At 69.0% G+C, this 23,586-nt stretch carries 25 protein-coding genes; 11 read left to right on the top strand and 14 right to left on the bottom strand.

Annotated features, from left to right (window positions below; translation table 11 throughout):
• Positions 1-14: 14 nt before the first annotated feature.
• The 4 genes from BM004_RS18785 to xylF form a co-directional block, all read right to left on the bottom strand.
• Positions 15-1,232 carry an ROK family transcriptional regulator gene (locus BM004_RS18785; protein ID WP_093215661.1) on the bottom strand — a complete coding sequence of 406 codons (1,218 nt, stop codon included), beginning with the start codon at positions 1,230-1,232 and terminating at the stop codon, positions 15-17.
• A gap of 1 nt (position 1,233) precedes the next feature.
• Entirely contained in the window at positions 1,234-2,085 is an 852-nt protein-coding gene (locus BM004_RS18780; RefSeq protein ID WP_093215658.1) for an ATP-binding cassette domain-containing protein, read from the bottom strand.
• Position 2,086: 1 nt separating this feature from the next.
• The gene (locus BM004_RS18775) at positions 2,087-3,277 is read right to left on the bottom strand and encodes a sugar ABC transporter permease (RefSeq protein ID WP_093135040.1); all 1,191 of its coding nucleotides are present in this window, start codon (positions 3,275-3,277) and stop codon (positions 2,087-2,089) included.
• Positions 3,278-3,469: 192 nt separating this feature from the next.
• Positions 3,470-4,492 (bottom strand): D-xylose ABC transporter substrate-binding protein, encoded by a 1,023-nt coding sequence (gene xylF / locus BM004_RS18770; protein WP_093135042.1) that lies wholly within the window; start codon positions 4,490-4,492, stop codon positions 3,470-3,472.
• 282 nt (positions 4,493-4,774) lie between these two features.
• Between xylF and BM004_RS18765 the strand changes: the two genes are divergently transcribed.
• Entirely contained in the window at positions 4,775-5,044 is a 270-nt protein-coding gene (locus tag BM004_RS18765) for a hypothetical protein (protein WP_143072449.1), read from the top strand.
• Between the two features lie 61 nt (positions 5,045-5,105).
• Here the strand turns inward: BM004_RS18765 and BM004_RS18760 are convergent, their stop codons facing one another.
• Both BM004_RS18760 and BM004_RS18755 read right to left on the bottom strand, forming a co-directional pair.
• A complete protein-coding gene (locus BM004_RS18760) occupies positions 5,106-5,606 on the bottom strand; it encodes a ferritin-like domain-containing protein (protein ID WP_093215653.1) in 501 nt (166 codons plus the stop codon).
• 224 nt (positions 5,607-5,830) lie between these two features.
• Positions 5,831-6,496 carry an alpha/beta hydrolase family protein gene (locus BM004_RS18755; protein ID WP_256219946.1) on the bottom strand — a complete coding sequence of 222 codons (666 nt, stop codon included), beginning with the start codon at positions 6,494-6,496 and terminating at the stop codon, positions 5,831-5,833.
• Positions 6,497-6,784: 288 nt separating this feature from the next.
• Here BM004_RS18755 and BM004_RS18750 point away from each other — a divergent pair, with 288 nt between their 5' ends.
• Positions 6,785-7,189: a surface-adhesin E family protein gene (locus BM004_RS18750; protein ID WP_093215648.1), complete on the top strand. Its 405-nt coding sequence runs from the start codon at positions 6,785-6,787 to the stop codon at positions 7,187-7,189.
• 16 nt (positions 7,190-7,205) lie between these two features.
• Here the strand turns inward: BM004_RS18750 and BM004_RS18745 are convergent, their stop codons facing one another.
• The 4 genes from BM004_RS18745 to BM004_RS18730 all read right to left on the bottom strand — a co-directional run bounded on the left by BM004_RS18745 (position 7,206) and on the right by BM004_RS18730 (position 10,583).
• Entirely contained in the window at positions 7,206-8,486 is a 1,281-nt protein-coding gene (locus tag BM004_RS18745; protein ID WP_093215645.1) for a phospholipase D-like domain-containing protein, read from the bottom strand.
• A gap of 25 nt (positions 8,487-8,511) precedes the next feature.
• Positions 8,512-9,144, bottom strand: a complete 633-nt coding sequence (locus tag BM004_RS18740) for a response regulator (protein ID WP_093135055.1) — start codon at positions 9,142-9,144, stop codon at positions 8,512-8,514.
• 330 nt (positions 9,145-9,474) lie between these two features.
• The gene (gene map, locus BM004_RS18735; protein WP_093215643.1) at positions 9,475-10,269 is read right to left on the bottom strand and encodes a type I methionyl aminopeptidase; all 795 of its coding nucleotides are present in this window, start codon (positions 10,267-10,269) and stop codon (positions 9,475-9,477) included.
• Positions 10,266-10,583 carry a ParD-like family protein gene (locus BM004_RS18730; protein ID WP_093215640.1) on the bottom strand — a complete coding sequence of 106 codons (318 nt, stop codon included), beginning with the start codon at positions 10,581-10,583 and terminating at the stop codon, positions 10,266-10,268. Before BM004_RS18730 ends, map begins: the two co-directional genes overlap by 4 nt.
• A gap of 404 nt (positions 10,584-10,987) precedes the next feature.
• Between BM004_RS18730 and BM004_RS18725 the strand changes: the two genes are divergently transcribed.
• From BM004_RS18725 to BM004_RS18715, 3 genes are read left to right on the top strand one after another with little or no spacing between them, the layout of a single operon-like run.
• Complete coding sequence (locus tag BM004_RS18725) at positions 10,988-12,010, top strand: thiamine pyrophosphate-dependent dehydrogenase E1 component subunit alpha (protein WP_093215638.1); 1,023 nt, start codon at positions 10,988-10,990, stop codon at positions 12,008-12,010.
• Positions 12,001-12,966 carry an alpha-ketoacid dehydrogenase subunit beta gene (locus BM004_RS18720; RefSeq protein WP_093215636.1) on the top strand — a complete coding sequence of 322 codons (966 nt, stop codon included), beginning with the start codon at positions 12,001-12,003 and terminating at the stop codon, positions 12,964-12,966. Before BM004_RS18725 ends, BM004_RS18720 begins: the two co-directional genes overlap by 10 nt.
• Before the next feature lie 12 nt (positions 12,967-12,978).
• On the top strand, positions 12,979-13,401 hold the full coding sequence (locus tag BM004_RS18715) for a MarR family winged helix-turn-helix transcriptional regulator (protein WP_093135068.1): 423 nt from the start codon (positions 12,979-12,981) through the stop codon (positions 13,399-13,401).
• A 6-nt stretch (positions 13,402-13,407) separates the two neighbouring features.
• Here the strand turns inward: BM004_RS18715 and BM004_RS18710 are convergent, their stop codons facing one another.
• Positions 13,408-14,088 carry a peroxiredoxin-like family protein gene (locus BM004_RS18710; protein WP_093215634.1) on the bottom strand — a complete coding sequence of 227 codons (681 nt, stop codon included), beginning with the start codon at positions 14,086-14,088 and terminating at the stop codon, positions 13,408-13,410.
• A 125-nt stretch (positions 14,089-14,213) separates the two neighbouring features.
• Here BM004_RS18710 and BM004_RS18705 point away from each other — a divergent pair, with 125 nt between their 5' ends.
• Positions 14,214-15,119, top strand: a complete 906-nt coding sequence (locus tag BM004_RS18705) for a LysR family transcriptional regulator (RefSeq protein WP_093215632.1) — start codon at positions 14,214-14,216, stop codon at positions 15,117-15,119.
• 69 nt (positions 15,120-15,188) lie between these two features.
• Here BM004_RS18705 and BM004_RS18700 read toward each other — a convergent pair whose 3' ends face one another.
• A complete protein-coding gene (locus BM004_RS18700) occupies positions 15,189-15,986 on the bottom strand; it encodes an SDR family oxidoreductase (protein ID WP_093215630.1) in 798 nt (265 codons plus the stop codon).
• A 111-nt stretch (positions 15,987-16,097) separates the two neighbouring features.
• Here BM004_RS18700 and BM004_RS18695 point away from each other — a divergent pair, with 111 nt between their 5' ends.
• The gene (locus tag BM004_RS18695) at positions 16,098-17,024 is read left to right on the top strand and encodes a LysR family transcriptional regulator (protein WP_093215627.1); all 927 of its coding nucleotides are present in this window, start codon (positions 16,098-16,100) and stop codon (positions 17,022-17,024) included.
• A gap of 62 nt (positions 17,025-17,086) precedes the next feature.
• A complete protein-coding gene (locus BM004_RS18690) occupies positions 17,087-18,127 on the top strand; it encodes a Bug family tripartite tricarboxylate transporter substrate binding protein (protein WP_093135082.1) in 1,041 nt (346 codons plus the stop codon).
• Positions 18,128-18,133: 6 nt separating this feature from the next.
• On the opposite strand, the gene BM004_RS18685 is transcribed toward BM004_RS18690, so the two are convergent.
• Positions 18,134-18,457 carry a DUF1840 domain-containing protein gene (locus BM004_RS18685; RefSeq protein ID WP_093135085.1) on the bottom strand — a complete coding sequence of 108 codons (324 nt, stop codon included), beginning with the start codon at positions 18,455-18,457 and terminating at the stop codon, positions 18,134-18,136.
• Positions 18,458-18,469: 12 nt separating this feature from the next.
• Complete coding sequence (locus BM004_RS18680) at positions 18,470-19,741, bottom strand: class I SAM-dependent methyltransferase (RefSeq protein ID WP_093135180.1); 1,272 nt, start codon at positions 19,739-19,741, stop codon at positions 18,470-18,472.
• A gap of 128 nt (positions 19,742-19,869) precedes the next feature.
• Between BM004_RS18680 and BM004_RS18675 the strand changes: the two genes are divergently transcribed.
• The 3 genes from BM004_RS18675 to BM004_RS18665 are packed head-to-tail and all read left to right on the top strand — an operon-like array spanning position 19,870 to position 23,586.
• Positions 19,870-22,254 (top strand): bifunctional salicylyl-CoA 5-hydroxylase/oxidoreductase, encoded by a 2,385-nt coding sequence (locus tag BM004_RS18675; protein WP_093135087.1) that lies wholly within the window; start codon positions 19,870-19,872, stop codon positions 22,252-22,254.
• Position 22,255: 1 nt separating this feature from the next.
• Positions 22,256-22,735, top strand: a complete 480-nt coding sequence (locus BM004_RS18670; protein ID WP_093135090.1) for a MarR family winged helix-turn-helix transcriptional regulator — start codon at positions 22,256-22,258, stop codon at positions 22,733-22,735.
• Positions 22,732-23,586: an enoyl-CoA hydratase family protein gene (locus tag BM004_RS18665; protein ID WP_093215625.1), complete on the top strand. Its 855-nt coding sequence runs from the start codon at positions 22,732-22,734 to the stop codon at positions 23,584-23,586. The genes BM004_RS18670 and BM004_RS18665 overlap by 4 nt, the downstream gene beginning before the upstream one ends.

Here is a 23,586-nt window from a genome sequence, read left to right as displayed (position 1 = left end):
AGGCCCGGGCCGGCTCAGGCCACCGCGCGCGCCAACGCCCGCGCGCGGCGCGCCTTCGCGTCGGGCTGCAGCGGCCGCAGGTACTCGTGCAACGCCAATGCCGCCGCGCCCACGGCGGGCGCCAGCTCGTCGTAGCGCGCGGTGCGCAGGGCGGGCGCGGGCATGCCCGCGCCGTCGGCATGGCGCTTGACGCTCTCGAACGCGGCCTGCGCAAAGCCGCGGTGCTCGGCGCAGGCCTTGCCGCCGAGCACGATGGCGCGTGGATTGAAAGTGACCCACAGGTTCTGCAGCAGCACGCCGAAGAACGCGGCGGCGCGCTGCGTGTCGGCGCCCTCGCGCTCCAGCACGCGCGAACCGAAGAAGGCCTCGGCGCAACCGCGCCGCCCGCACGAACACAGCGGCCCGTCGAGCTCGAGGATGGTGTGGCCGATCTCGCCGGCCATGCCTTGCGCGCCCGTGAAGAGCCGGTCGTTCAGCACCACGCCGGCGCCCACGCCCACGTCGCAGTTGACGAAGATCAGAGGGTCTTCGCCCTCGCCGGAGGCGAGCTTATTTTCATTGGAGGCGAGCTTGTTTTCATTGGCAGCGAGCTTGTATTCGCTCGCGACGAACTCGTACTCGCCGAGCACGGCCGCATCGGCATCGTTCTGCAACTGCACCGTGACGCCCGGCAGGCCGACGGCGGCAAAGGCCTCTTCGAGCGCCGGCAGCAGGCTCACGTTGCGCCAGCCGAGATTGGGCGCGAAGCGCACGACGCCGGTGCAGTCGTCCACCGCGCCGGGCACGCACACGCCGATGCTCGACACGCGCAGCCCGCCCTTCTTGAGTTGCGCGTTGGCGGCGGCGGCCATGCGCGCCACCTGCGCACACACGCCGGCCGGCGAGCCGTCGGTGAGCGCATGCGTGTCCGCATACAGCACCTCGCCCTGCAGCGACACGCACACCAGGCGCACCGTCTCGACGGCGATCTCCACGCCCATGAGCGCACGCACGCCGACGTTGATCCGCAGCGGCGTCGACGGCCGGCCGAGCCCGTCGGCCACCGCGGTGCCGCCTTCGCTGAGCCAGTCTTCGTCGATCAGCTCGCGCACCAGCAGGCTCACGGTCGACTTGGTGAGGCCGCTCTCGGCGGCCAGGCGCGCGCGCGAGAGGCCGGGCTGCGCGCGCAGCAGGCGCAGCAGCACGCTGCGGTTCATGCGCTTGAGCAGCTGCTGGTCGCCGATGGTCGTCACGTCAGGCCGTGGCAGTGACAGTGGCGCCAGTGGCGCCAGTGGCGCCAGTGGCCGCGGTGATGGCGTGCGGCGCCTGCGCCTTGCCCTCGGGCCGCTTGCCCGCAATGATCATTCCGAGCACTTCGTCCTCGGTCACGTCCGCGGTGCGGTAGGTGCCCACCAGCTTGCCGTTCTTCATCACCGCGAGCCGGTCGCTCAGCGAGAACACGTCGGGCATGTCGTGCGTGATCAGGAAGATGCCCACGCCGTCGTCCTTCAGCTGCTTCACCAGGCGCCCGACCATCGCGGTTTCCTCGGGGCCCAGCGCCGCGCAGGGCTCGTCCATGATGAGGATGCGCGCGTTGAAATACAGCGCGCGCGAAATGGCCACCACCTGCCGCTGCCCACCCGAAAGGCGCCGCACCGGGATGCGGATGTTGCTGAAGTTCTTGTTCAGGCGCTGGAACACCTTGCGCGCCTGCACTTCCATGAAGTGGTCGTCCAGTGTGTTCCAGGCCGTCATCTTCTCGCGGCCCAGGAACAGGTTGGCCACCGAGTCGAGGTTGTCGGCCAGCGCCAGCGTCTGGTAGATGGTCTCGATGCCCTGCGCCTGCGCTTCGGCGGGCGTGCGGATGTTGACCTTCTCGCCCGCGATGAGCGTGTCGCCCGCGTCGATGGGGTAGGCGCCCGCGAGCATCTTCATCAGCGTGGACTTGCCCGCGCCGTTGTGGCCCAGCAGCGCGACCACTTCGCCGGGGTAGAGGTTCACGCTCACGCCGTCCACGGCCTTGACGCCGCCGAAGGACTTGCGGATGTCCTTCAGCTCGACCAGCGGCCTGGAGGCGTCTGTGTTCCTGAGGTTGTCGGTGGCCATGTCAGTTCTCCCCGAACTTGCGCCGGTACAGCACGTCGAACACCACGGCCACGATCAGCACCTGGCCGATGATGACCATGCGCTTGCCGATGGGCACGTCCAGCAGCAGCATGCCGCTGTCCAGCGACTGCATGATGAGCGCGCCCAGCACCGAGCCGAAGATCGAGCCGCTGCCGCCCGCCAGCGCCGTGCCGCCGATGACGGCCGCCGCGATCACGTACAGCTCCATGCCGTTGCCCAGCGAGTTGGTGCCCGCGTTGAGCCGCGCGATCGACACGATGGCCGCGATGGTCACCAGCACCGCCAGCAGCGCGAACAGCATCAGCGTGACGCGCTTGACCGGAATGCCCACCAGCGCCGCTGCGTCGGGGTTGCCGCCCATCGCGAAGATGTAGCGGCCGAAGCGCGTGCGGTGCACGATGAACGACAGCACGATGGCCACCGCCGCCCAGATGAGCACCGGGATCGGGATGCCCTGCGGCGCGTCCTTCGAATCGATCTTGTAGTGGTTCATGACCGCCGCGAAGCCGATCACCACCGCCGCCGGCACCGCCGTGAGCAGCAGCTCGAGCCACAGCGGCTCGTTGGGCATCTCGTGGCGGGCGCGCGCGCGGCGCTTCTGGACCATGCGCGCGAACAGCACCAGCGCCACCAGACCCGCGATCACCCAGCTCGCGGTGACGCCGATGCCGCCGTCGTAGCCGCCGCCCAGGCGCTGGAAGAACTCGTCGTTCACCGGCTGCGTCTTGCCGTCGGCCACCAGGAAGGCCGCGCCGCGGAACGACATGAGGCCGCCCAGCGTGACCACGAACGACGGCACGCCCAGCATCGCCGTGAGCCAGCCCTGGTAGATGGACACCAGCAGCGCCACCGCGAGCCCCGCGAGGCAGGCCGTGGGCCACGACCAGCCCGAGGTGTACTGCAGGTAGGCGATGAGCACGCCCACGAAGCCCATCACCGAGCCGACCGACAGGTCGATGTGGCGTGCCACGATGATCAGCACCATGACGGTCGACACGATGCCGACCACGGCCGTCTGCTGCGCGACGTTGTAGAGGTTCTCGGGCGAGAGGAACACGCCGTCCGACATGACGCTGAACACCACCGCCATGACGACCAGCAGCAAGCACATCAGGATCAGCCGCAGGTCGATGCCCGTGCGGCGCCACCAACCCGGTGTTGGATCGCTCATTTTTCGAACCCTCTCAGGACTGCGGGTGCGCGACCGTCCGGCGCCCGGCTCCGCAAGGGGCCGGCCGTGGACTGCGGGGCGCGGGAAGATGCGTCGAACGACGCGAAAGAGATACGCAAAGAAGTGCCCGAAGGCGTGCGGGAAGCACCGGGGCGGGCGCGCCGGCCGGTGCCGCCCGCGCCCGCCGTTGCGTTACTTGCAGGCCGCGGGCGCGCTCGCGCCGGTCACGCCCTTGCAGAGCTCGTCCTTCTTGATCCAGCCGGCCTTGACCACCACGTCGAGGTTGTCGCGCGTGACCGGCACGGGCGTGAGCAGGCGGGATTGCAGCGAGACCTTCTTCGGGCCGCTGGCCCAGGTCGCGGCCTTGTCGACCGGCTTGCCCTGCGACATGGCGACGGCCGCGATGGCGGCTTCGCGGCCCAGTTCGCGCGAGTCCTTGAAGATGGTCGCGGTCTGCGTGCCGAGCGCGATGCGGTTGAGCGCCGCGAAGTCGGCGTCCTGGCCCGACACCGGAATGCCGCGCAGGCCCTTGGCCGTGAGCGCCGCCACCGCGCCGCCGGCCGTGCCGTCGTTGGCCGCCACCACCGCGTCGACCTTGTTGCCGTTCTTGGTGAGGATCTGCTCCATGTTCTTCTGCGCGACCTCGGGCTTCCAGCCTTCGGTGTATTCGTCGCCCACGATCTTGATGTCGCCCTTCTTCACGGCGTCGGCAAGCACCTCCTGCTGGCCCGCGCGCAGGAAGTCGGCGTTGGGGTCGCTCGGCGAGCCCTTGATGATCACGTAGTTGCCCTTGGGCTTGACCTTGAGCACCTCGCGCGCTTCCATGCGGCCGACCTCGACGTTGTCGAAGGTGATGTAGAAGACGCCCGGCGCTTCGATCAGGCGGTCATAAGCCACCACGGGCACCTTCTGGCGCGTGGCCTTGGTGACGGCGGGCAGGATCGCGTCCTTGTCCATCGCCAGCACGATGAGCGCCTTCGCGCCCTTGGACATCAGCCCCTCGATGTCGCCGAGCTGCTTCTCGGGCGAGCCGCCCGCATCGGCGCTGATGTACTTGGCGCCGAGCTTCTCGAGCTGGGCCTTGATGGCCGCCTCGTCGGTCTTCCAGCGTTCTTCCTGGAAGTTGGACCAGCTCACGCCGACCACGGTCTGCGCCATCGCGCCCACAGCCGTAAGACCGAAGGCCACGGCGGCCAGGGTGTGTTTGAGTTGCATCGATGTCTCTCCAGTGTTGGTGCGCCCTGCAGCGTTCAACGGTGTAAGAAATTAGTTAGTTTGAAGGGCGAACTAACTATCCCATCGGCCCGGGGCTCTGGGCATCCGGGAATTCCCGGAGCGCCGGGCGCGTGCGAAGCGGATGTGCTTTTTGGCTGCGCGCGGGGGGATGCGGTCCTACGCGGCGCGCACGGGCGGGCCCGTATGTTCCGCTGCGCCCCGCACCACGCGATGCCAGGGCCACAGAACACCGCCGCCCAAACCAACAACAAGGAAGCCACCATGTCCACCGAAATGCTCAAGCAGATTGCCGCCTCGCGGCTGCCCCTGGTCATGTCCTCGCCGAAGGATGTCGAGGCGGTCCTGCGGTTGCGCGCCGCGGGCCTGGTGCTCGCGATCACGCCCTCGGCCGCCGACCTCGCGAAGATGCCGGGCTTTCGCGTGGTGCAGGTGCTGGCCGTGACGCAGAAGGGTTTCGAGGCGCTGCAGTGCGTGCGCTATCCGGGCGAAGGCGCACGCGAAAAAGGCCGGGAGGTCCCGGCCTTTTCGTGAGGCGGTTGAAGACACCGGGCGCCACGCATCTGGCGGCGCCTGGGGTCAGCCAGTCACCGCGTCAATCGCGCGCACGCGCGGCGTTGCGCAGGTCGCGGATCTGGTCATGGTTGCGCTGCGCGCCTTCGGCTTGCATGGCCACCACCGCGCGCACGTCGGTCGGCAGGTTCTGCTTCATCGCCTTGCGATAGCGCGCCACCGCGGTGTCCTCGCCGCGTTCGCACGACTCGAGGATCGACAGCTCGCTGTTGGCGCCCAGCGAGCCCTTCACGTGCACCCAGCCGCGGTGCAATGCGCCGCTCGCGGTGCCGCCGTCGGCCGGCGTGCCGCCATAGGCGCTGATCAGCGCGACGAGTTCGGCTTCGGCCTTCTTGCATTGCTCGGCGCGGCTGGCGAACAGCTGCTTGGCGGCAGGGCTCTTCACTTCGTCGGCGCAGGCACGGAAGCCGTATTCGCCGTCGCGGGAGTTTTCGAGCAGGTCGTTCAGGACGTCCACCACGTCGCCGTTGGCGAGCACGGGGCCGGTGTTGAGGGTGTCGACGGTCGCGTCGTTGTAAGCCATGTCGGGTCCTTTCATTGCCTGTCTGCATGACAGGACGGGGTTGGTACTTTCAGCGCTTGCGTTGCCTTGCATCTGCTGTGCAGCTGTGCATCGGCATCGCTGCTGATCGAAAACCCATGGTTGAAAGCTTCGCGGCCGCGCCGCGTCGTCCCATCGGGCAAGCGGGCGTAGGCGAAGGACGACCCTGGCCCAACCCTCCCCCCCCGAACGCCCGAACGCGCAGTTCAGCCGATGCGCCAGGCCTGCATCCACGCGGCCACGCCGTCGAGCAGTTCGTCCAGCGCCTGCACGTCGGTGCGGCCGCTGCGCTTGAGCACGTGGAAGGAATGGTCCGCGCCGTCGATCTCCAGCACGGTGGCGAGCGGCCCCAGCGCGCCGACGGCGGTGTGGAACGGCGCGGGCTCGGCCAATGTGTCGCGCGGGCCGTGCGCGAAGAGCATGGGCACATCGACCTGCTGCAGGTGCGCCGCGCGCGCGGCCGCGGCGCCGGGCGTGCCCGAGGGGTGCAGCGGAAAGCCGAGGAACACCAGCCCCTGGACACCCGGCAGCGGCGCCAATGCCTGGGCCTGCGACGTCATGCGCCCGCCGAACGACTTGCCGCCCGCAAACAGGCGCAGCCCGCCGAAATGCGCCGACGCGCAGGCCACCGCCGCGCGCACCGTGGCGTGCGCCAGCGCGGGCGCGTCGGTGCGCTTCTTGCCCTGCTCCATGTAGGGGAACTGGTAGCGCAGCGTGGCGATGCGCCGCTGCGCGAGGCCTTCGGCCACGGCCTGCATGAACGGGTGCGCCATGCCCGCGCCGGCACCATGCGCCAGCACATAGCAGGCCTCTGCGGTGTCGGACGACGGCGGCGATACCGCGATGGCGGACACGCTGAGGTCGGGCGCCACGGAAATGGAGAGGTTCCGAGAAAGGTTCGGGGAGGTGTTCGGGGAGGTGTTCACCGCGCCAGTGTGCCAAGGACGGTGTGCCGTGTTGGCCTGGTGTCTGCCTGGTGTCTGCTTGGTGTCTGGCGAATGCGGCAGAAAGCATGCGTCTTCGGCGCCGTCTGACACGCACGGCAGCACGGTCGATGTAAATTGATGTTTCTCAAGTCCGCGGCAGCGCCGGCTTGTAGAGTCCCACCCTTAATTTTTCACCTTGGAGTCTTCGTCGTGAGGCGTGTGAGTCACCTGTTGATGGCAATCGGCATGATCGGCTGCGCGGCCCACGCGCAGCCTGGTTGGTTCACGGTGGTCGGCGATCCGCAGGACAAGGTGGCCGACACCGTGCAGGTCGACCCCGCGCGGGTCGCACCCGCGGAGAGCGCCAAGGAAATGAACCTGCGCGTGAACCGCGCGACCGCGCGCTTCAACTGGGACGGCATTGCCTACCGTTCGTACGAATCGCGCGTGGTGTTCGACTGCCAGGCGCGCCGCGCCAGCTACGTGGCCGCGCGCTTCTACATCCAGCCGCTGTGGCAGGGCGAGGCGCACCACGTGGCCGACTACACGGACGCGCCCAAGCCCGTGCTGTTCCGTGACATGAAGCCCAACCCCACGGCGCGCATCGTGCGCGCGGCCTGCCGACCGCGCGCCAGCTAGCCGCCGCTGCTGCTGCTCAGAGCTGCGACGACAGCAGCGACGACAGGTGCTCCAGCACCTTCTCGTGCAGCGGGCGGTCTTTCCATTGCGCGAACGTGAGCCGCTTCGACTGGCGCAGGTCGGCCTCGAACTGCGCGGTCTGCTCGGCGGCGAAGGCCTCGTCGTAGATGTTGAGGTTGGCCTCGTCGTTGAGGCGGAACGAGCGGTTGTCGAAATTGGTCGAGCCCACCGACACCAGCAGGCCGTCGACCGTGAACACCTTGCAATGGAACATGGTCGGCTGGTATTCGCTGATCTCCGCGCCCGCCTCCAGCAGCGGCCCCCAGGCGGCACGCGAGGCGCCGCGCACGGTCTGCGAATCGATGATCGGCCCCGGCGTGATGATGCGCAGCCGCACGCCGCGCTTCATGGCGGCCACCAGCGCGCCCACCGTGAGGTCGTCGGGCACGAAGTACGCGCTCGACAGGTCGATGGTCTTCGTGGCCGCCGCGATCGACAGCAGGTACATCAGGTGCATGCTCTCGCTGCCGCCCGAGGGCGAGCTGCTGAACACCTGGGCGCGGCCCTCGCCCAGCGAAGGAATCGGCGGAAAGTAGCGCTCCCCGTGCAGCACGTCGCCCGACACCTTGACCCAGTTGTCCATGAACACCGCCTGCATCTGCGCCACCACCGGCCCTTCGACCCTGTAGTGCGAGTCGCGCCAGTGGTCCGGGTCCTGCGCGTGGCCGGTCCATTCGGTCGCGATGCCCACGCCGCCGGTGAAGCCGGTGCGCCCGTCCACCACCAGCAGCTTGCGGTGGGTGCGGTTGTTCATGCGGGCGATGTCGTACCAGCCGGGCTTGTGGAACTTGCGGATCTCCACGCCGGCGCTTTCCATCTCGCGGATGAAGTCGGCGTCGACCTTGGCGCTGCCGACCCAGTCGAGCAGCACGTGCACCTTCACGCCCGCTCGCGCGCGCTCCGACAGCGCGTCGGCAAAGGTGCGGCCGATGTCGCCCGACCAGTAGATGTAGGTCTCGAAGGTGATGCTCTGCTTCGCGCCGCGGATGGCCGCGAGCATCGGCGGAAAGATCCTGTCGCCGTTCTGGAAGGCCTCGAAGCGGTTGCCGCCGGTGATGGGCGGGCCCAGCATCACGCCCAGCGCGCGCTGGTACTGCGGGTCGTGCAGCGCGTATTCGCGCTTGACCTGCTCGTCGAGCTTCTTCTCGCCGCTGGTGAAGTTGAGCACCAGCAGCGTGGCGGCCAGCGTCAGGACGAAAGTCCAGACGACGGCCTTGAGCGTCCCGCGGTGGCGCACGTCAGGACGGCTCGTTGGACCGCGTTCAGTCGATCAGCTGCGTCTTGATCGCGTAGTAGGTCAGGTCGCTGTTGGTGGAGAGGTTCATCTTCTCCATGAGGCGCGTGCGGTAGGTGCTGATGGTCTTCACCGACAGCGACAGCGCCTCGCCGATGGCGCCCACCGACTCGCCCTTGGCCAGCTTCAGGAACACCTGGAACTCGCGCTCCGACAGGTGCTTGTGCGGCGGCGCGTTGTCCTTGCGCTCCAGTTGGCCGGCCAGCAGCTCGGCCACCGAGGGCGAGATGTAGCGGCGGCCCAGCGCCACGGTGCGGATGGCCTTGGCGATTTCCTCGGGCTCGCATTCCTTGTTGAGGTAGCCGGAGGCGCCCTGGCGGATCAGGTTCACCGCGTAGTGTTCTTCCGGGTAGCCGCTCAGGATGAGCACGCCCAGGTCGGGCGCCTTGGCACGCACCATGGCCAGCGCGTCGATGCCGCTCTGCCCGGGCATGGAGAGGTCCATCACGAGCACGTCGATGTCGGCGGTGCGAACGAGGTCGATGGCCTCGCGGCCGGTGCCGGCCTCGCCGACGACGCGGAAATCGACGAAGGTGGAGAAGAACGCCTTGAGGCCTGTGCGGACGACGGCGTGGTCGTCGACGATGCCGATCTTGATCATGGTGTTGCTCCTGCTCTATCTCTGTGCTTGAACGGTGGGTCTGTGCTTGAACGGTGGGCGCCGGGGGTTCGGCGCGACAGGGGAGTCACGATGCCACACGCACAGCCCCGCCGGAGGCCCGAAACGCAGGATGCGGCGTTGTCCTGCACGCCAACGCAGGCTTGGCCGTCGCGGGCGTCGGACACGGGCGACACGCAGGCGCCGCGCGCGGGGCCAGGCGTCTGGAGCGGCGTGAGTGAATTGCCCGAACGAGCGCGTGAGCGCGCTCTTCGACCTTCGCAGTGCGCGCACCGCTGCGCGGTCCACCGCGATGCCGGCTGAGGCGCCCCGTCAGGCGATGGCCGGGTAGCTGCCCGGGCCGTCGGGCCACGCGGTGAGCACCTCGAAACCGTCGGCCGTGACCGCCACCATGTGCTCCCATTGCGCCGACAGCGAGTGGTCGCGCGTGACCACGGTCCAGCCGTCGGGCAGTTCCCGGGTCTCGCGCCGGCCGGCGTTGAGCATCGGCTCGATGGTGAAGACCATGCCGGCCTCCAGCCGCAGGCCCTGGCCGGGCTGGCCGTAGTGCAGCACCTGCGGATCGTCGTGGTAGACCTGCCCGATGCCGTGGCCGCAGTACTCGCGCACGACGCTGAAGCGCTCGCGTTGCGCCACGCTCTGGATCGCATGGCCCACATCGCCCAGCGTGGCGCCGGGGCGCACCTGCAGGATGCCGGCGCGCATCGCCTCGTAGGTGGTTTCCACCAGCCGGCGTGCCAGCGCGCCGGGCTCGCCCACGAAGTACATGCGGCTGCAGTCGCCGAACCAGCCGTCCTTGTCGACGGCCACGTCGATGTTGACGATGTCGCCCTTCTTCAGCACCTTCTGCGCCGACGGAATGCCGTGGCAGACGACCTGGTTGACCGAGGTGAGCACGGTCTTCGGGTAGCCCTGGTAGCCGATGTTGGCCGGGATGGCGCCCTGCACCTCGACGATGTGGCGGTGGCACAGGCGGTCGAGTTCCTCGGTGGTGACACCGGGCTTCACGTGCGCGCCGATCATGGCCAGCACCTCGGCCGCGAGCCGGCCCGCCGCGCGGGACATCGCGATCTCCTCGGGCGACTTGAGCTTGACGCCGTCCCTCATGCGCGCGCGTCCGCCGTGGCCTTGCGCGGTGCGGCCGCCGGCCGGCGCGTGGGCGTGGGCGTGGGCGTGGGTGCCGACGCTGGTGCTGGTGCCGGTGCCAGCGATGCCGACACGGTCGCCATGTCGAAGCCGCCGGCCTGCTCGGCGCGGATCAGCAGCTGGCAGATCTCGCGGTGGTCGAGCGCGGGGTGCAGCTCGGCCAGCATGCCGATGCGCATCCAGTGCTCGGCCTGCGCGTTGATGGAACGGCTCAACGCATTGCCCGCGACGCGCAGGTTCTCGTGCATGAGGTCTGAAATCTTGACGATGCCCATGGTGGATCTCTGAAATTTATATACGAAACGTATATGAATCATATCAAGCATCGCGCGCCGGGAAAACTCTGGGGACAGTTTCCGCACAAGGGCACGGTTATCCACAGAGGGAGCGCATGCGCGCGAGTTGTTCATTTTTCAGGCGCACCGCGAAAGCACGGGAGCACACAGTGACTCAGGTGTGACAAGTCGTTGTCAGCCAAGGAAAAAAGCGCACTGTCCACAGCAGGGGTTTACCCTTATCTACTACTACTAACTTAAATAAGAGAAATAAGTAGAGAAGAAGGCGGGAGCCACGCGGCCCATACGGCGGCGAAAAGCGGAGGGTTAGCCCGGTACGTCGATTCGATCTCGCTTGATACGATTTTTGCCAAAGCGCCCGTTTGAAGCGCGTTGGAGACAAGATGGACTCGAGCACATCCCCCCGTGCCGCCCAGGCGCTTTACCGCGTCATGGTGCGCATACGCGCCTTCGAGAACGCCGCCGAGACGGCCAGCCAGGGCGGCGTGAGCGCCTATGGCCAGCAGGCCGCCGGCGCCGCCAAGGTGCGCGGGCCGCTGCACCTGTCGACCGGGCAGGAGGCGGTGCCGGCCGGCGTGTGCGCGCACCTGCGCGCGAGCGACTACCTCACCTCCACGCACCGCGGCCACGGCCACACGCTGGCCAAGGGCGCCGACCTCACGCGGATGATGTGCGAGCTGTTCGGCAAGGCCACCGGCTTCAACGGCGGCAAGGGCGGCTCGATGCACATCGCCGACTTCTCGGTCGGCATGCTGGGCGCCAACGGCGTGGTGGCGGCGGGCCTGCCGATCGCGGTGGGCGCCGCGCATGCGCAGAAGCTGCTGAAGACGCGCGACGACATCACGGTCTGCTTCTTCGGCGACGGCGCGATCAACCGCGGGCCGTTCCTCGAAGCGCTCAACTGGGCGCGCGTGTACCGGCTGCCCGTGCTTTTCGTCTGCGAGGACAACCGCTGGAGCGCGACCACCGCCAGCGGCCCGATGACGGCGGGCGACGGTGCCTCGGCGCGCGCCGAGGCGCTCGACATCGCGGCCACGCAGGTCGACGGCAACGACGTGTTCGCGGTGCACGAGGCCGCCGCCACGCTGGTGGCCGCGGTGCGCGCCGGCAGCGGCCCGCGCCTGCTGCACGCGCTCACGTACCGCGTGAAGGGCCATGTGTCGGTCGACCTCGCGGCCTACCGCGATCCGGCCGAGCTGGCCGCCGCGCTGGAGACCGACCCGATCGCGCGGGCGCGCGGCCGGCTGCTGTCGACGGGCGTTGCCGCGGCGGCGCTCGACGCCATCGAGAACGCGGCGCGCGACGAGGTCGACACCGCGCTGGCCATCGCCGACGCGGCGCCCTGGCCCGAGGCCGGCGCCGCCTTCACCGACGTTCAGACCACGGGAGCCGGCCAATGGCATTGAAGAAAGACCTGAGCTATTCGCAAGCCGCCGTGCTCGCGCTGCAGCGCGAGATGGAGGCCGACCCGCGCGTGGTGGTGCTGGGCGAGGACGTGGGCCGCGGCGGCATCTTCGGGCAGTACACGGGACTGCAGCAGCACTTCGGCGCCGAGCGCGTGATCGACACGCCGATCAGCGAGGCCGCGATCATGGGCGCCGGCGTGGGCATGGCGCTGGCCGGGCTGCGCCCCGTGGTCGAGATGCGCGTGGTCGACTTCGCGCTGTGCGGCATGGACGAGCTGGTGAACCAGGCCGCCAAGAACCGCTTCATGTTCGGCGGCCAGGGCCGCGTGCCGCTGGTGGCGCGCATGCCGGGTGGCATCTGGGACGCCTCGGCGGCGCAGCATTCGCAGTCGCTGGAGGCGTGGTTCGCGCACCTGCCGGGCGTGGTGGTGGTGTGCCCGTCGACGCCGCAGGACAACCACGGCCTGCTGCGCGCGGCGCTGCAGTGCGGCGACCCGGTGGTCTACATCGAGCACAAGACGCTGTGGGGCGTGCGCGGCGAGGTCGACGAGGACATTGCCGTGCCGCTGGGCCAGGCGGCGCGCGTGCGCGAGGGCAACGCGCTCACGCTGGTGAGCTGGAGCCGGCAGATGCAGGCCTGCACGGCCGCCTGCGACGCGCTGGCGGCCGAGGGCATCGCGGTCGACCTGATCGACCTGCGCACGCTGTGGCCGTGGGACCGCGAGACGGTGCTGTCGTCGTGCGCGCGCACCGGGCGCCTGCTGGTCGTGCACGAGGCGGTGCAGGCCGCGGGCTTCGGCGCGGAGATCGCGGCCAGCGCGGCGGAGGCCACGGGCTGCCGCGTGGCGCGGCTGGGCGCGCCGCGCATTCCGGTGGGCTACGCGCCGGTGCTGGAGGCGCAGTCGCGGGTGGGGGTGGACGCCATCGCCGCGGCCGCCAGGAAGCTGGCCGGCTGACAGCGCCCCGGCATGGACCCGCTCTTCTTCAAGCTGGTGCGGGTGGTCAACCTCACGGCGCGGCCGTTTCACGAGCGCGTGGGCCGCGAGCACCAGCTCACGCTGAACGAATGGCGAACGATGGCGGTGCTGGGCGCGCAGCCCGGGCTCAACGCCACGCAGGTCGCCGAGCAGACCGGCCTCGACAAGATGGCGGTGAGCCGCGCGCTGGCCGGCCTGAAGCGCCACAAGCGCGTGCAGCGCCACGAAGACCCGACCGACCAGCGCAGCGGCCGGCTCTACCTCACGGCGGCCGGCAAGGCGCTGCATGAAACGGTGGGCGCGCTGGGCCGGGAACGGGAGGCCGCGCTGTTCGCGGGCGTGGATGCCGGCGAACTCGCGCGGCTCGGCGCCACGCTCGACAAGCTGATCCTGTCGGTGTCGGGCCGGCCCTGAGCTTGCTCAGCGCGCCGCCGCGCGCCGCAGGCTGTCGAGCACCGGCAGCAGCTCCGACGGGTCGGGCCGGTTCGTGTAGTCGGGGTTGACCTCGGCATAGGCGATGGTGCCGTCGGGCGCGATCACGTAGCGCGCCGGCATCGGCAGCGTCCAGCCCGGGTCGCCGTTGACCACGGTCAGGTCGTTCTTGAAGGCGTCGCGGTAGAGCTCGATCAGGTAGTCGGGCAGCCTGAAGCGCAGGCCGAAGGCGGCCGCCACCTCGTTGCCGGGGTCCGAGAGGATGGGAAACGCCAGCTTGTTGTCGCGCGCCGACTTGCGGCTGTTCGACGCCGTCTGCGGCGACACCGCGACCAGCTCGGCGCCGCGCTCGCGCACCGCGGGCAGGGCCTCCTGCAAGGCCTGCAGGTCCATGTTGCAGTACGGGCACCACACGCCGCGATAGAAGGTCAGCACCAGCGGGCCGCGCGCCAGCAGGCCGGCCGATGAATGCGCCACGCCGTCGGCGTCCTGCAGCGTGAAGGCGGGCGCGGTGTCGCCGGCCTTGAGCGCGCGGCCGGCGGCGCCGGCGGCCACGAGTTCGGCGGTGGCGCGGTGCATCGGCTCGTGCACGCAGGCGGGCGCGTTCCAGGGCGGACCGCCGGCTTCGAAGTTGGCGCGGAAGGCTGCGAGTTTTTCGGGCAATGACATGGGGAATCTCCAGTGAGGCCGGCGCCGGAAGCGGTGCCGTGAGCTCACTGTCTTTCATTCGCCGCATGCGCGGTAGCCGGCTCGCATGACTAAGATATATCCATGATCTGCATGAATCCCTCGGCATGAGCGACCGCCTGTCCGCCCTCAAGCTTTTCGCGCGCGTCGCCCACGCGGGGAGCTTTTCCCGCGCGGGGCGCGAGCTCGGGATGTCGCAGCCCTCGGTCTCGCGCGTGATCGCCGCGCTCGAGAAGGACGTGGGTGCCGCGCTGCTGACGCGCACCACCCGCGCGCTCACGCTGACCGAGGCGGGGAGCGACTACCTCGCGCGCATCGAGCCGATCCTGGCGGCGCTGGAAGAGGCCGACTACGCCGCGCGCGGCACGGGCGAGCTGCGCGGTGTGCTGCGCGTGGCGATGTCGTCGAGCTTCGCGGTGCGCGAGGCGATACCGCGGCTGCCCGCCTTCATGGCGCGGCATCCGGCGCTGCGCATCGAGCTGCTCATGAGCGACCTGCACCAGGAGCTGGTGAGCGCGGGCGCCGACGTGGCGCTGCGCTTCGGCACGCTGGCCGATTCGAGCGCCACGGCGCGCCGGCTCGGCGCGTTCGAGCGCGTGCTGGTGGCCTCGCCGGCCTACCTGGCGCGGGCCGGCACGCCGGGTGCGCCGGGCGAACTGGCGGGCCATGCGGTGATCGCGGGGCCGAGCGGCGTGAGCTGGACCCTCGAGCGGGACGGGCGCACGGTGTCCGTGCGGGTCGAGGGCAAGCTGAGCGTCTCGATCAACGAGGGCTCGATTGCCGCGGCCGTGGCGGGCCTGGGCATCACCTCGACCAGCCGCCTGGGTTGCCGCGCCGAGCTGGCAAGCGGCACGCTGGTGCCGGTGCTCGCCGGCTGGCGCATGGCGCCAGTCGAGCTCCATGCGGTGTTCCCCGCGGGGCGGGCCGCCAAGCCCGCGGCGCGCGCCCTGGCCGAGCACCTGGCGCAGATCGCGGCGGTGGAAGACCAGGCCGGCGGCGCAAGCGCCGGCTGACCCCCCGCCGCCGGGGCTCAGGCGGCGAAGCCGCCGTTGACGTTCAAGCGGCGAAGCCGCCGTCCACGTTCAGGCTGCGAAGCCGCCGTCGATGTTCAGGCCCGCGCCGGTCACGAATGCTGCTTCGGGGCTGGCCAGGTAACCCACCATGCCGGCGATTTCGTCGGCATGGCCGTGGCGCTCGATGGCCATGAAGCTGTGCATGGTGGCGGCCATCGGGCCGTTGGCGGGGTTCATGTCGGTGTCGACCGGGCCGGGCTGCACGTTGTTGACCGTGATGCCGCGCGGGCCGAGGTCGCGCGCCAGGCCCTGCACCAGGCCGGTCAGCGCCGACTTGCTCATGGCGTAGATGCTGCCGCCTGCAAAGGGCATGCGCTCGGCGTTGGTGCTGCCGATGTTCACGATGCGCCCGCCCTTGCCCATGTGCGCCAGCGCGGCCTGGATCGCGACGAACACGGCGCGCACGTTGACGGCGATGGTGCGGTCGAAATCGGCCAGCGTGAGCTGCTCGACCGGGCCCAGGTGCAGCACGCCGGCGTTGTTGACCAGGATGTCGATGCGCCCGCCGAAGTGCTTGGCGGCCTGGTCGATGCCGGCCTTGAGCGCGTCGGCGTCGGCGCTGTCGATCTTCAGCGCCAGCGCGCGGCCGCCTTCGGCCTCGATGGTGCGCGCGAGTTCGTCGGCGACCGCTTGCGAGCTGCCGTAGCTGAAGGCCACGGCGGCGCCGTCGCGCACCAGGCGGCGCACGATGGCCGCGCCGATGCCGCGCGAGCCGCCGGTGACGAAGGCGACCTTGCCGGCCAGCACGGGGGTGGAAGCAACAGAAGAAGCTGCAGAAGAAGCAGAAGAAGCAGTGTTCGAAGCCATGATTTTTCCTTGGGTTGTGTGTGGGAAGGGCTCGAGTTTGGGCGTTCGATTGCATTCCCGGTAGCCAGCAATTCGGCCAATCAAATTCAACCTTTGGTTGAAAATAGCGGCATGGAACCGCTCAATCACCTCGAATCCTTCGTGCAAAGCGCCGACGGCGGCAGCTTCTCGGCGGCCGCCCGGCGCCTGGGGCTGACGCCGGCGGCGGTCAGCAAGAACGTCGCGCGGCTGGAGGCGCGGCTGGGCGTGCGGCTGTTCCAGCGCAGCACGCGCCGCCTCACGCTGACCGAGGGCGGCGAGCGTTTCCTGGCGCAGATCGGCGGCGCGCTGGCCACGCTGCAGGAGGCCGTGGCCGGCGTCGACACCGACGACGGCCAGCCGGCCGGCACGCTCAAGGTGAGCATGGGCCAGGCCTTCGGGCGCGAGCATGTGCTGCCGATGATGGGCGACTTCCTGGCGCGCTACCCGGCCATCCTGCCGGACTGGCACTTCGACAACCAGCAGGTCGACCTGGTGGGCGAAGGCTTCGACGCGGCCATCGGCGGCGGCATCGAGCTGCCGGCCGGGCTGGTGGCGCGCGAGCTGGCGCGCATCCACGTGGTGGCGGTGGCCTCGCCCGCGTACATGGAAGGCCGCAAGCGGCCGCGGCACCCGTCGGAGCTGGCCGCGCTCGACACGCTGCTGCGCCGCTCCTCGCCCACGGGCCGGGTGCGCAGCTGGACGCTGCGGCATTCGCGCGGCGAAGAGGCCACCGTCGATCTGCCGCGCCCGCGCGCGATCTTCAACGACCCCGAAGCCATTGCGCACGCCGCGCTGATGGGCCTGGGCGTGGCGATGCTGCCGATGCCTTTCGTGGAGCGCGGACTGCGCGGCGGCGAACTGGTGCGGCTGCTGCCCGAGTGGTTCCAGGACGCGGGCGCGGTGTGGCTCTACTACCCGAGCAAGAAGCTGCTGCCGCCGAAGACGCGCGTGTTCATCGACTTCGTGCTCGAGCGTTTTCGCAACGAGAAGTTCGCACAGCGGATGCAGGTGGGCTGACCGCGCGGCTCACGGGGTTTTCACCCGCGACGCCCACGGCGCGCCCCTGTACAAACGCGCGCATGACTTTTCTCTTTTCCTCTTCTCTCCAGTCCACCCTGCGGCCCACGCGCCGCACCGTTCTGGCCGCTTCGGTCACTGCGGCCGTCACCCTGATGGCCGCGCCTGCGTGGGCCCAGGCCACCTGGCCGACCAAGCCGGTTCGCATCGTCGTGCCGTTCGCGGCCGGCGGCACCACCGACATCCTGGCGCGCGCCGTGGCGCCCGAGCTCTCGAAGGCCTTCGGCCAGCAGTTCATCGTGGACAACCGCGCGGGCGCCGGCGGCAACGTGGGCGCCGAGCTGGTGGCGCGCGCACCCAACGACGGCTACACGCTGCTCATGGGCACGGTGGGCACGCACGGCATCAACCGCGCGCTGTACCCCAAGCTGCCCTTCGACCCGATCAAGGACTTCGTGCCGATCACGCTGGTGGCCGCCGTGCCCAACGTGATGGAAATGAACGCCGAGAAGGCCAAGACGCTGAACATCCACAACGTGCAGGACTTCATCAAGTACGCCAAGGCCAACCCCGGCAAGCTGAACATGGCGTCCAGCGGCAGCGGCACCTCGATCCACCTGGCGGGCGAGCTGTTCAAGAGCATGACGGGCACGTTCATGGCGCACATCCCGTACAAGGGATCGGGCCCGGCGCTGCTTGACATGGTGGGCGGCAACGCCGACGTGATGTTCGACAACCTGCCTTCGTCGATGGCGCAGATCAAGGCCGGCAAGCTCACGGCACTGGCCGTGACGAGCGCGCAGCGTTCGCCCGCGCTGCCCGACATTCCGACGGTGGCCGAAGTGGGCGGCCCGACGCTCAAGGGCTTCGAGGCGAGCTCGTGGTTCGGGTTGCTGGCACCGGCGGGCACCTCGCCCGAGATCGTGAACCGGATTCAGCAGGAAGTGGCCAAGTCGCTGGGCACGCCGGCCATCAAGGAAAAGATGCTCGCGCAGGGCGCGCTGCCCAGCGGGAACTCACCCGCCGACTTCACGAAGCTCATTGCGAGCGAACACGTGAAGTGGGCGAAGGTGGTCAAGGACTCCGGCGCGAAGGTCGACTGAGCGCGCTCAGGTCTTCCAGGTCACGTCCTTGCTCTCGGCGAGCGAGTCCTTGAGCATGTGAAGCAGGGGGGCTGCACGCTGGTGCAGTCCCACATGCTGCTTCTCGGCGTCGTTGGCGTGGCCTTCGACGGCGTAGTCGTCATGGTTGTGGGCGTTGCCGCCCTCGCGGCTCAGCGCGGCCTCGAGCGCCGAGATGGCACCGGGAATCTGCTCGACGGTGATGATGCCCTGCGGCGCGATCGACTTGCCGACGATGTCGAGCAGTTGGCGCGCATGCACTTCGAGCATCACGAAATCGGGAGAAGCACGGGACTGGAATCGATAGAGCATGGTGTTTCTCACTCACTTGTAGATGAAGTCACGGGCAAAAGGGTACACCGATTGCGCACCGCGCAAGACGCCTTCGCGCCCTACATTGCCGTCAGGCTTTGTCGACAACATCTGGTGCAGGGAGATCCAACCCTGCTCGAAACTCATGGCCGAACCCGCCAGGTACAGGCGGTAGGCCCGCAGCACGCGCTCGGCGTTCTCGGCCTGGCGGCCGCCGTTGCGCTGCAGCACTTCAAGCGCCACGCCGAGCTGCGCCTCGAGCGCGTCCGACCAGGCCCACAGCGTGCGCGCGTAGTGCGGGCGCAGGCTCTCGGTGTCGACCATTTCCAGCCCGGCCGCGGCCGTCTCGCGCAGCACGTGCGTCACGTGCAGCAGCTCGCCGCCCGGGAAGATGTACTTCTCGATGAAGTCGCCCATGCCGGCGCCCAGCTGGCGGTAGTTGAGCTCGCCCGAGGTGATGCCGTGGTTGAGCACCAGGCCGCCCGGCTTGAGCAGCGTGTGGATCTTGCGGAAGTAGGTCGGCATGTTGGCCGCGCCCACGTGCTCGAACATGCCCACCGATGAAATCTTGTCGAAAGGCTGGGTGTCGGGCAGCTCGCGGTAGTCGCGCAGCTCCACGCGCACCCGGCCCTGCAGGCCCTTCTCCTCGATCAGGCGCTGGACGTACGCGTGCTGGTTCTTCGACAGCGTGATGCCGGTGGCGTCCACGCCGTAGTGCTCGGCCGCCCACAGCAGCAATGCGCCCCAGCCGGAGCCGATGTCCAGGTAGCGCTCGCCCGGCTGCAGCATCAGCTTGCGGCAGATGTGGTCGAGCTTGGCTTCCTGCGCCTGCGCCAGCGTGAGCTCGGGCGTGCGGAAGTAGGCACAGGAATACACGCGGCGCGGGTCGAGCCACAGCGCGTAGAAGTCGTCGGAAACGTCGTAGTGAAACTCGATCTGCGCGGCGTCCTTGCGCAGCGAATGCGAGCCGCGCGACTTCGTGCGGTGCTGCAGGCGGCTCCACCAGCTGGTGTCGGTCTCCGCCGGATTGCCCGGCAGCATGCCCACCGTGGCGTCGATCAGGTCGCGCATGGCGCCCTCGATCTGCACCTTGCCCTCGACATAGGCCTCGCCGATGGCGCCCACCTGCCGGGCCGCCAGCTTGGCGAGCACCGTCCACTCCTTGAAAGCCAGCGTGACGCGGGCCCCGGCCTGGGCAACGCGCCGGCCATCCGGCAGTTCCAGCGCGATGGGGACAGGCAGCGAAGCCAGCTGCGACTCGATCTTGGGTATCAAGTTTTGCATGGGGCCCATGGTATTGATTTTTGCAAGTTTTTGCATGACTGCCGCTCCGGCAGCGGCACGGGGTACCCCGCGGCCCTGGTTACGAATCCGCATTGACAGCAGATTGTTTATGCCTAAACTATTCAACCATGAACAGCCTCAGCACGGTCAAACCCGCTCCCGCCTCGGACCTCCAACGCATCCTGTGCATCGGCGGCGGGCCTGCCGGCCTGTACTTCGCCCTGTTGATGAAGGCGCGCAACCCCGCGCTGCAGATCACCGTGGTCGAGCGCAACCGCCCGTTCGACACCTTCGGCTGGGGCGTGGTGCTGAGCGACCAGACGCTGGGCAACCTGCGCGCGGCCGACGGCCCCACCGCCGCGCTCATCGGCAACGAGTTCCACCACTGGGACGACATCCAGGTCTTCTTCAAGGGCCGCCAGGTGCGCTCGGGCGGCCACGGCTTCTGCGGCATCGGCCGCAAGCGGCTGCTGAACATCCTGCAGGAGCGTTGCCTCGAGCTCGGCGTGGCGCTGGTGTTCGAAACCGACGCCACCGACGACCAGGCGATTGCCGCCAAGTACAACGCCGACCTGGTCATTGCCAGCGACGGCCTGAACAGCCGCATCCGCCAGCGCTACGCCGACGTGTTCAAGCCCGACGTCGACCTGCGCAACTGCCGCTTCGTGTGGCTGGGCACGCACCAGACCTTCGACGCCTTCACCTTCGCCTTCGAACAGACCGAGCACGGCTGGTTCCAGGCGCATGCCTACCAGTTCGACGACAAGACCTCGACCTTCATCGTGGAGACGCCCGAGGCCGTGTGGAAGGCCCACGGCCTCGACCAGATGGAACAGCCCGAGGCCGTCGCCTTCTGCGAGAAGCTGTTCGCCAAGTACCTGGACGGCCACGCGCTCATCAGCAACGCCACGCACCTGCGTGGCTCGGCCAACTGGATCCGCTTTCCGCGCGTGGTGTGCGAACGCTGGACGCACCGCATCGACGTCGAAGGCCGCTCGGTGCCCGTGGTGCTCATGGGCGACGCCGCGCACACGGCGCACTTCTCCATCGGCTCGGGCACCAAGCTCGCGCTGGAAGACGCGATCGACCTGGCGAACGAGTTCGCGCAGGGCGGCACGGTCGACCACGTGCTCGAAGGCTACGAGGCGCGCCGCAGCGTCGAGGTGCTGAAGATCCAGAACGCCGCGCGCAACTCCACCGAATGGTTCGAGAACGTGCCGCGCTACACGGGCATGCAGATCGAGCAGTTCGCATATTCGCTGCTCACGCGCTCGCAACGCATCAGCCACGAGAACCTGCGCGTGCGCGACACGCAATGGCTCGGCGGCTACGAGCAATGGCTCGCGGGCGGCAAGGCCATGGCGCCGATGCTCATGCCCTACAAGGTGCGCGGGCTCACGCTGAAGAACCGCATCCTGGTGTCGCCGATGGCCACCTACAGCGCGGTCGACGGCGTGCCGCAGGACTTCCTGCTGGTGCACCTGGGCGCACGCGCGCTCGGCGGCGCCGCGATGGTGTTCGTCGAAATGACCAGCCCGACGCCCGAAGGCCGCATCACGCCGGCCTGCACGGGCCTGTACAACGACACGCAGCAGGCCGCGTTCAAGCGCATCGTCGATTTCGTGCACACGCAGTCGAGCGCGAAGATCGCCATGCAGCTCGGCCACAGCGGCCCCAAGGGCTCCACGCGCGTGGGCTGGGAAGGCACCGACGAGCCGCTCGAAGACGGCAACTGGCCGGTGCTCGGCGCGAGCGCCGTGTCGTATGGCGAACAGAACCAGCTGCCCGCCGCCATCACCCGCGCCGAGATGGACACGCTGCGCGACCAGTTCGTCGACTCGACCCGCCGCACGCGCGAGGCCGGCTTCGACTGGCTCGAGCTGCACTGCGCGCACGGCTACCTGCTGTCGGCTTTCATCAGCCCGCTCACCAACCAGCGCACCGACGAATACGGCGGCGACATCGAAGCACGCTGCCGCTACCCGCTCGAAGTGTTCCGCGCCATGCGCGCCGTGTGGCCCGAAGACAAGCCCATGAGCGTGCGCATCTCCGCGCACGACTGGGCACCGGGCGGCAACACCGACGCCGACGCGATCGTGGTCGCGCGCCTCTTCAAGGACGCCGGCGCCGACTTCATCGACGTGTCGTCGGGCCAGACCACGCGCGCCGCCAAGCCGGTGTATGGCCGCATGTACCAGACGCCGTTCTCGGACCGCATCCGCAACGAGGTCGGCATCTCGACCATTGCCGTGGGCGCCATCACCGACGCGGACCAGGCCAACAGCATCATCGCGGCCGGCCGCGCCGATCTGTGCGCCGTGGCGCGCCCGCACCTGGCCGACCCGGCGTGGACGCTGCATGAAGCGGCCAAGCTGCAAAGCCGCGACGTCGAATGGCCCAGGCAGTACCTGAGCGGGCGCGACCAGATGTACCGCGAGATCGCCAAGCAACAGCAGATGGCCGCCGCGGCGAATGCCGCCGTGGCCGCCCAGAACAGCGAGGAGACGCACTGACATGGACCTCGAAGCGCGCGCGCACAGCGAACACCCCGAAGCCTTGCGGCTCTGGCTGCGCCTCTTGACCTGCACCCAGCTCATCGAGAAGCAGGTGCGCAACGAACTGCGCTCGCAGTTCGCGACGACGCTGCCGCGCTTCGACCTCATGTCGCAACTCGAGCGCTCGCCCGACGGCCTGAAGATGAACGAGCTCTCGCGCCGCATGATGGTGACGGGCGGCAACGTGACCGGCATCACCGACCAGCTCGTGACCGAAGGGCTGGTCGAACGCATCAATGTCGAGGGCGACCGCCGCGCATGGCGCGTGCGCCTCACGCCGCGCGGGCGCAAGCTCTTCAACGACATGGCGCAGCAGCACGAAGACTGGATCGTCGGGGCCTTCTCGGGCCTCAGCGGCAAGGAGATCGCGCAGCTTCACAAGCTGCTCGGCAAGGTCAAGCAACACTCACACAACCAATCGATGGCGGAGACGGAATGAAGCACTACATCGGCGCAGGCAACCCCATGCGCGCGCAATTCGAAGCGAAGGCAGCCTACAAGGCCGAACACTTCGCATGGCGTTTTGAAGCCGGCGTCGGCACCATCACGCTGAACCGGCCGGAGCGCAAGAACCCGCTCACCTTCGACTCGTACGCCGAGCTGCGCGACCTGTTCCGCGCGCTGACCTACGCGACCGACGTGAAGGTGATCGTGGTGACCGGCGCGGGCGGCAACTTCTGCTCCGGCGGCGACGTGCACGAGATCATCGGCCCGCTGACCGGCATGCACATGCCCGAGCTGCTCGAGTTCACGCGCATGACGGGCGACCTGGTGAAGGCCATTCGCGCATGCCCGCAGCCGATCGTGGGCGCCATCGACGGCGTGTGCGCCGGTGCCGGCGCGATGATCGCGCTGGCCTGCGACCTGCGCTACGGCTCGCCGGCCACGCGCACCGCGTTCCTCTTCACACGCGTGGGCCTTGCCGGTGCGGACATGGGTGCCTGCGCACTGTTGCCGCGCGTGATCGGCCAGGGCCGCGCGTCGGAGCTGCTGTTCACCGGCCGCGCCATGACCGCGCAGGAGGGCCATGCCTGGGGCTTCTTCAACGCGCTGCACGAAAGTGACGCACTGCTCGAAGCCGCCACCAAGGTGGCGCGCGACCTGGCCGAAGGCCCGACCTTCGCGCACGGCATGACCAAGACCATGCTGGCGCAGGAATGGTCGATGACCATCGACCAGGCCATCGAAGCCGAAGCGCAGGCACAAGCCATCTGCATGCAGACCGAAGACTTCAAGCGGGCGTACGAAGCCTTCGCGGCCAAGAAGAAGCCCGTGTTCGGCGGAGACTGA

The organism is Variovorax sp. OK212 (assembly GCF_900112425.1).
Lineage (GTDB): Bacteria > Pseudomonadota > Gammaproteobacteria > Burkholderiales > Burkholderiaceae_C > Variovorax.
Note: the sequence above shows the minus strand (reverse complement) of the source record. Positions and strands in the feature narration are given on the sequence as shown.

Coding starts and splice junctions, on each gene's coding strand:
- BM004_RS18780 (WP_093215658.1), bottom strand. CDS start 2,085: ATGGCCACCGACAACCTCAGGAACACAGACGCCTCCAGGCCGCTGGTC.
- BM004_RS18775 (WP_093135040.1), bottom strand. CDS start 3,277: ATGAGCGATCCAACACCGGGTTGGTGGCGCCGCACGGGCATCGACCTG.
- xylF (WP_093135042.1), bottom strand. CDS start 4,492: ATGCAACTCAAACACACCCTGGCCGCCGTGGCCTTCGGTCTTACGGCT.
- BM004_RS18765 (WP_143072449.1), top strand. CDS start 4,775: ATGTCCACCGAAATGCTCAAGCAGATTGCCGCCTCGCGGCTGCCCCTG.
- BM004_RS18760 (WP_093215653.1), bottom strand. CDS start 5,606: ATGGCTTACAACGACGCGACCGTCGACACCCTCAACACCGGCCCCGTG.
- BM004_RS18750 (WP_093215648.1), top strand. CDS start 6,785: ATGGCAATCGGCATGATCGGCTGCGCGGCCCACGCGCAGCCTGGTTGG.
- BM004_RS18740 (WP_093135055.1), bottom strand. CDS start 9,144: ATGATCAAGATCGGCATCGTCGACGACCACGCCGTCGTCCGCACAGGC.
- map (WP_093215643.1), bottom strand. CDS start 10,269: ATGAGGGACGGCGTCAAGCTCAAGTCGCCCGAGGAGATCGCGATGTCC.
- BM004_RS18730 (WP_093215640.1), bottom strand. CDS start 10,583: ATGGGCATCGTCAAGATTTCAGACCTCATGCACGAGAACCTGCGCGTC.
- BM004_RS18725 (WP_093215638.1), top strand. CDS start 10,988: ATGGACTCGAGCACATCCCCCCGTGCCGCCCAGGCGCTTTACCGCGTC.
- BM004_RS18720 (WP_093215636.1), top strand. CDS start 12,001: ATGGCATTGAAGAAAGACCTGAGCTATTCGCAAGCCGCCGTGCTCGCG.
- BM004_RS18715 (WP_093135068.1), top strand. CDS start 12,979: ATGGACCCGCTCTTCTTCAAGCTGGTGCGGGTGGTCAACCTCACGGCG.
- BM004_RS18710 (WP_093215634.1), bottom strand. CDS start 14,088: ATGTCATTGCCCGAAAAACTCGCAGCCTTCCGCGCCAACTTCGAAGCC.
- BM004_RS18705 (WP_093215632.1), top strand. CDS start 14,214: ATGAGCGACCGCCTGTCCGCCCTCAAGCTTTTCGCGCGCGTCGCCCAC.
- BM004_RS18700 (WP_093215630.1), bottom strand. CDS start 15,986: ATGGCTTCGAACACTGCTTCTTCTGCTTCTTCTGCAGCTTCTTCTGTT.
- BM004_RS18695 (WP_093215627.1), top strand. CDS start 16,098: ATGGAACCGCTCAATCACCTCGAATCCTTCGTGCAAAGCGCCGACGGC.
- BM004_RS18690 (WP_093135082.1), top strand. CDS start 17,087: ATGACTTTTCTCTTTTCCTCTTCTCTCCAGTCCACCCTGCGGCCCACG.
- BM004_RS18685 (WP_093135085.1), bottom strand. CDS start 18,457: ATGCTCTATCGATTCCAGTCCCGTGCTTCTCCCGATTTCGTGATGCTC.
- BM004_RS18680 (WP_093135180.1), bottom strand. CDS start 19,741: ATGCAAAACTTGATACCCAAGATCGAGTCGCAGCTGGCTTCGCTGCCT.
- BM004_RS18675 (WP_093135087.1), top strand. CDS start 19,870: ATGAACAGCCTCAGCACGGTCAAACCCGCTCCCGCCTCGGACCTCCAA.
- BM004_RS18670 (WP_093135090.1), top strand. CDS start 22,256: ATGGACCTCGAAGCGCGCGCGCACAGCGAACACCCCGAAGCCTTGCGG.
- BM004_RS18665 (WP_093215625.1), top strand. CDS start 22,732: ATGAAGCACTACATCGGCGCAGGCAACCCCATGCGCGCGCAATTCGAA.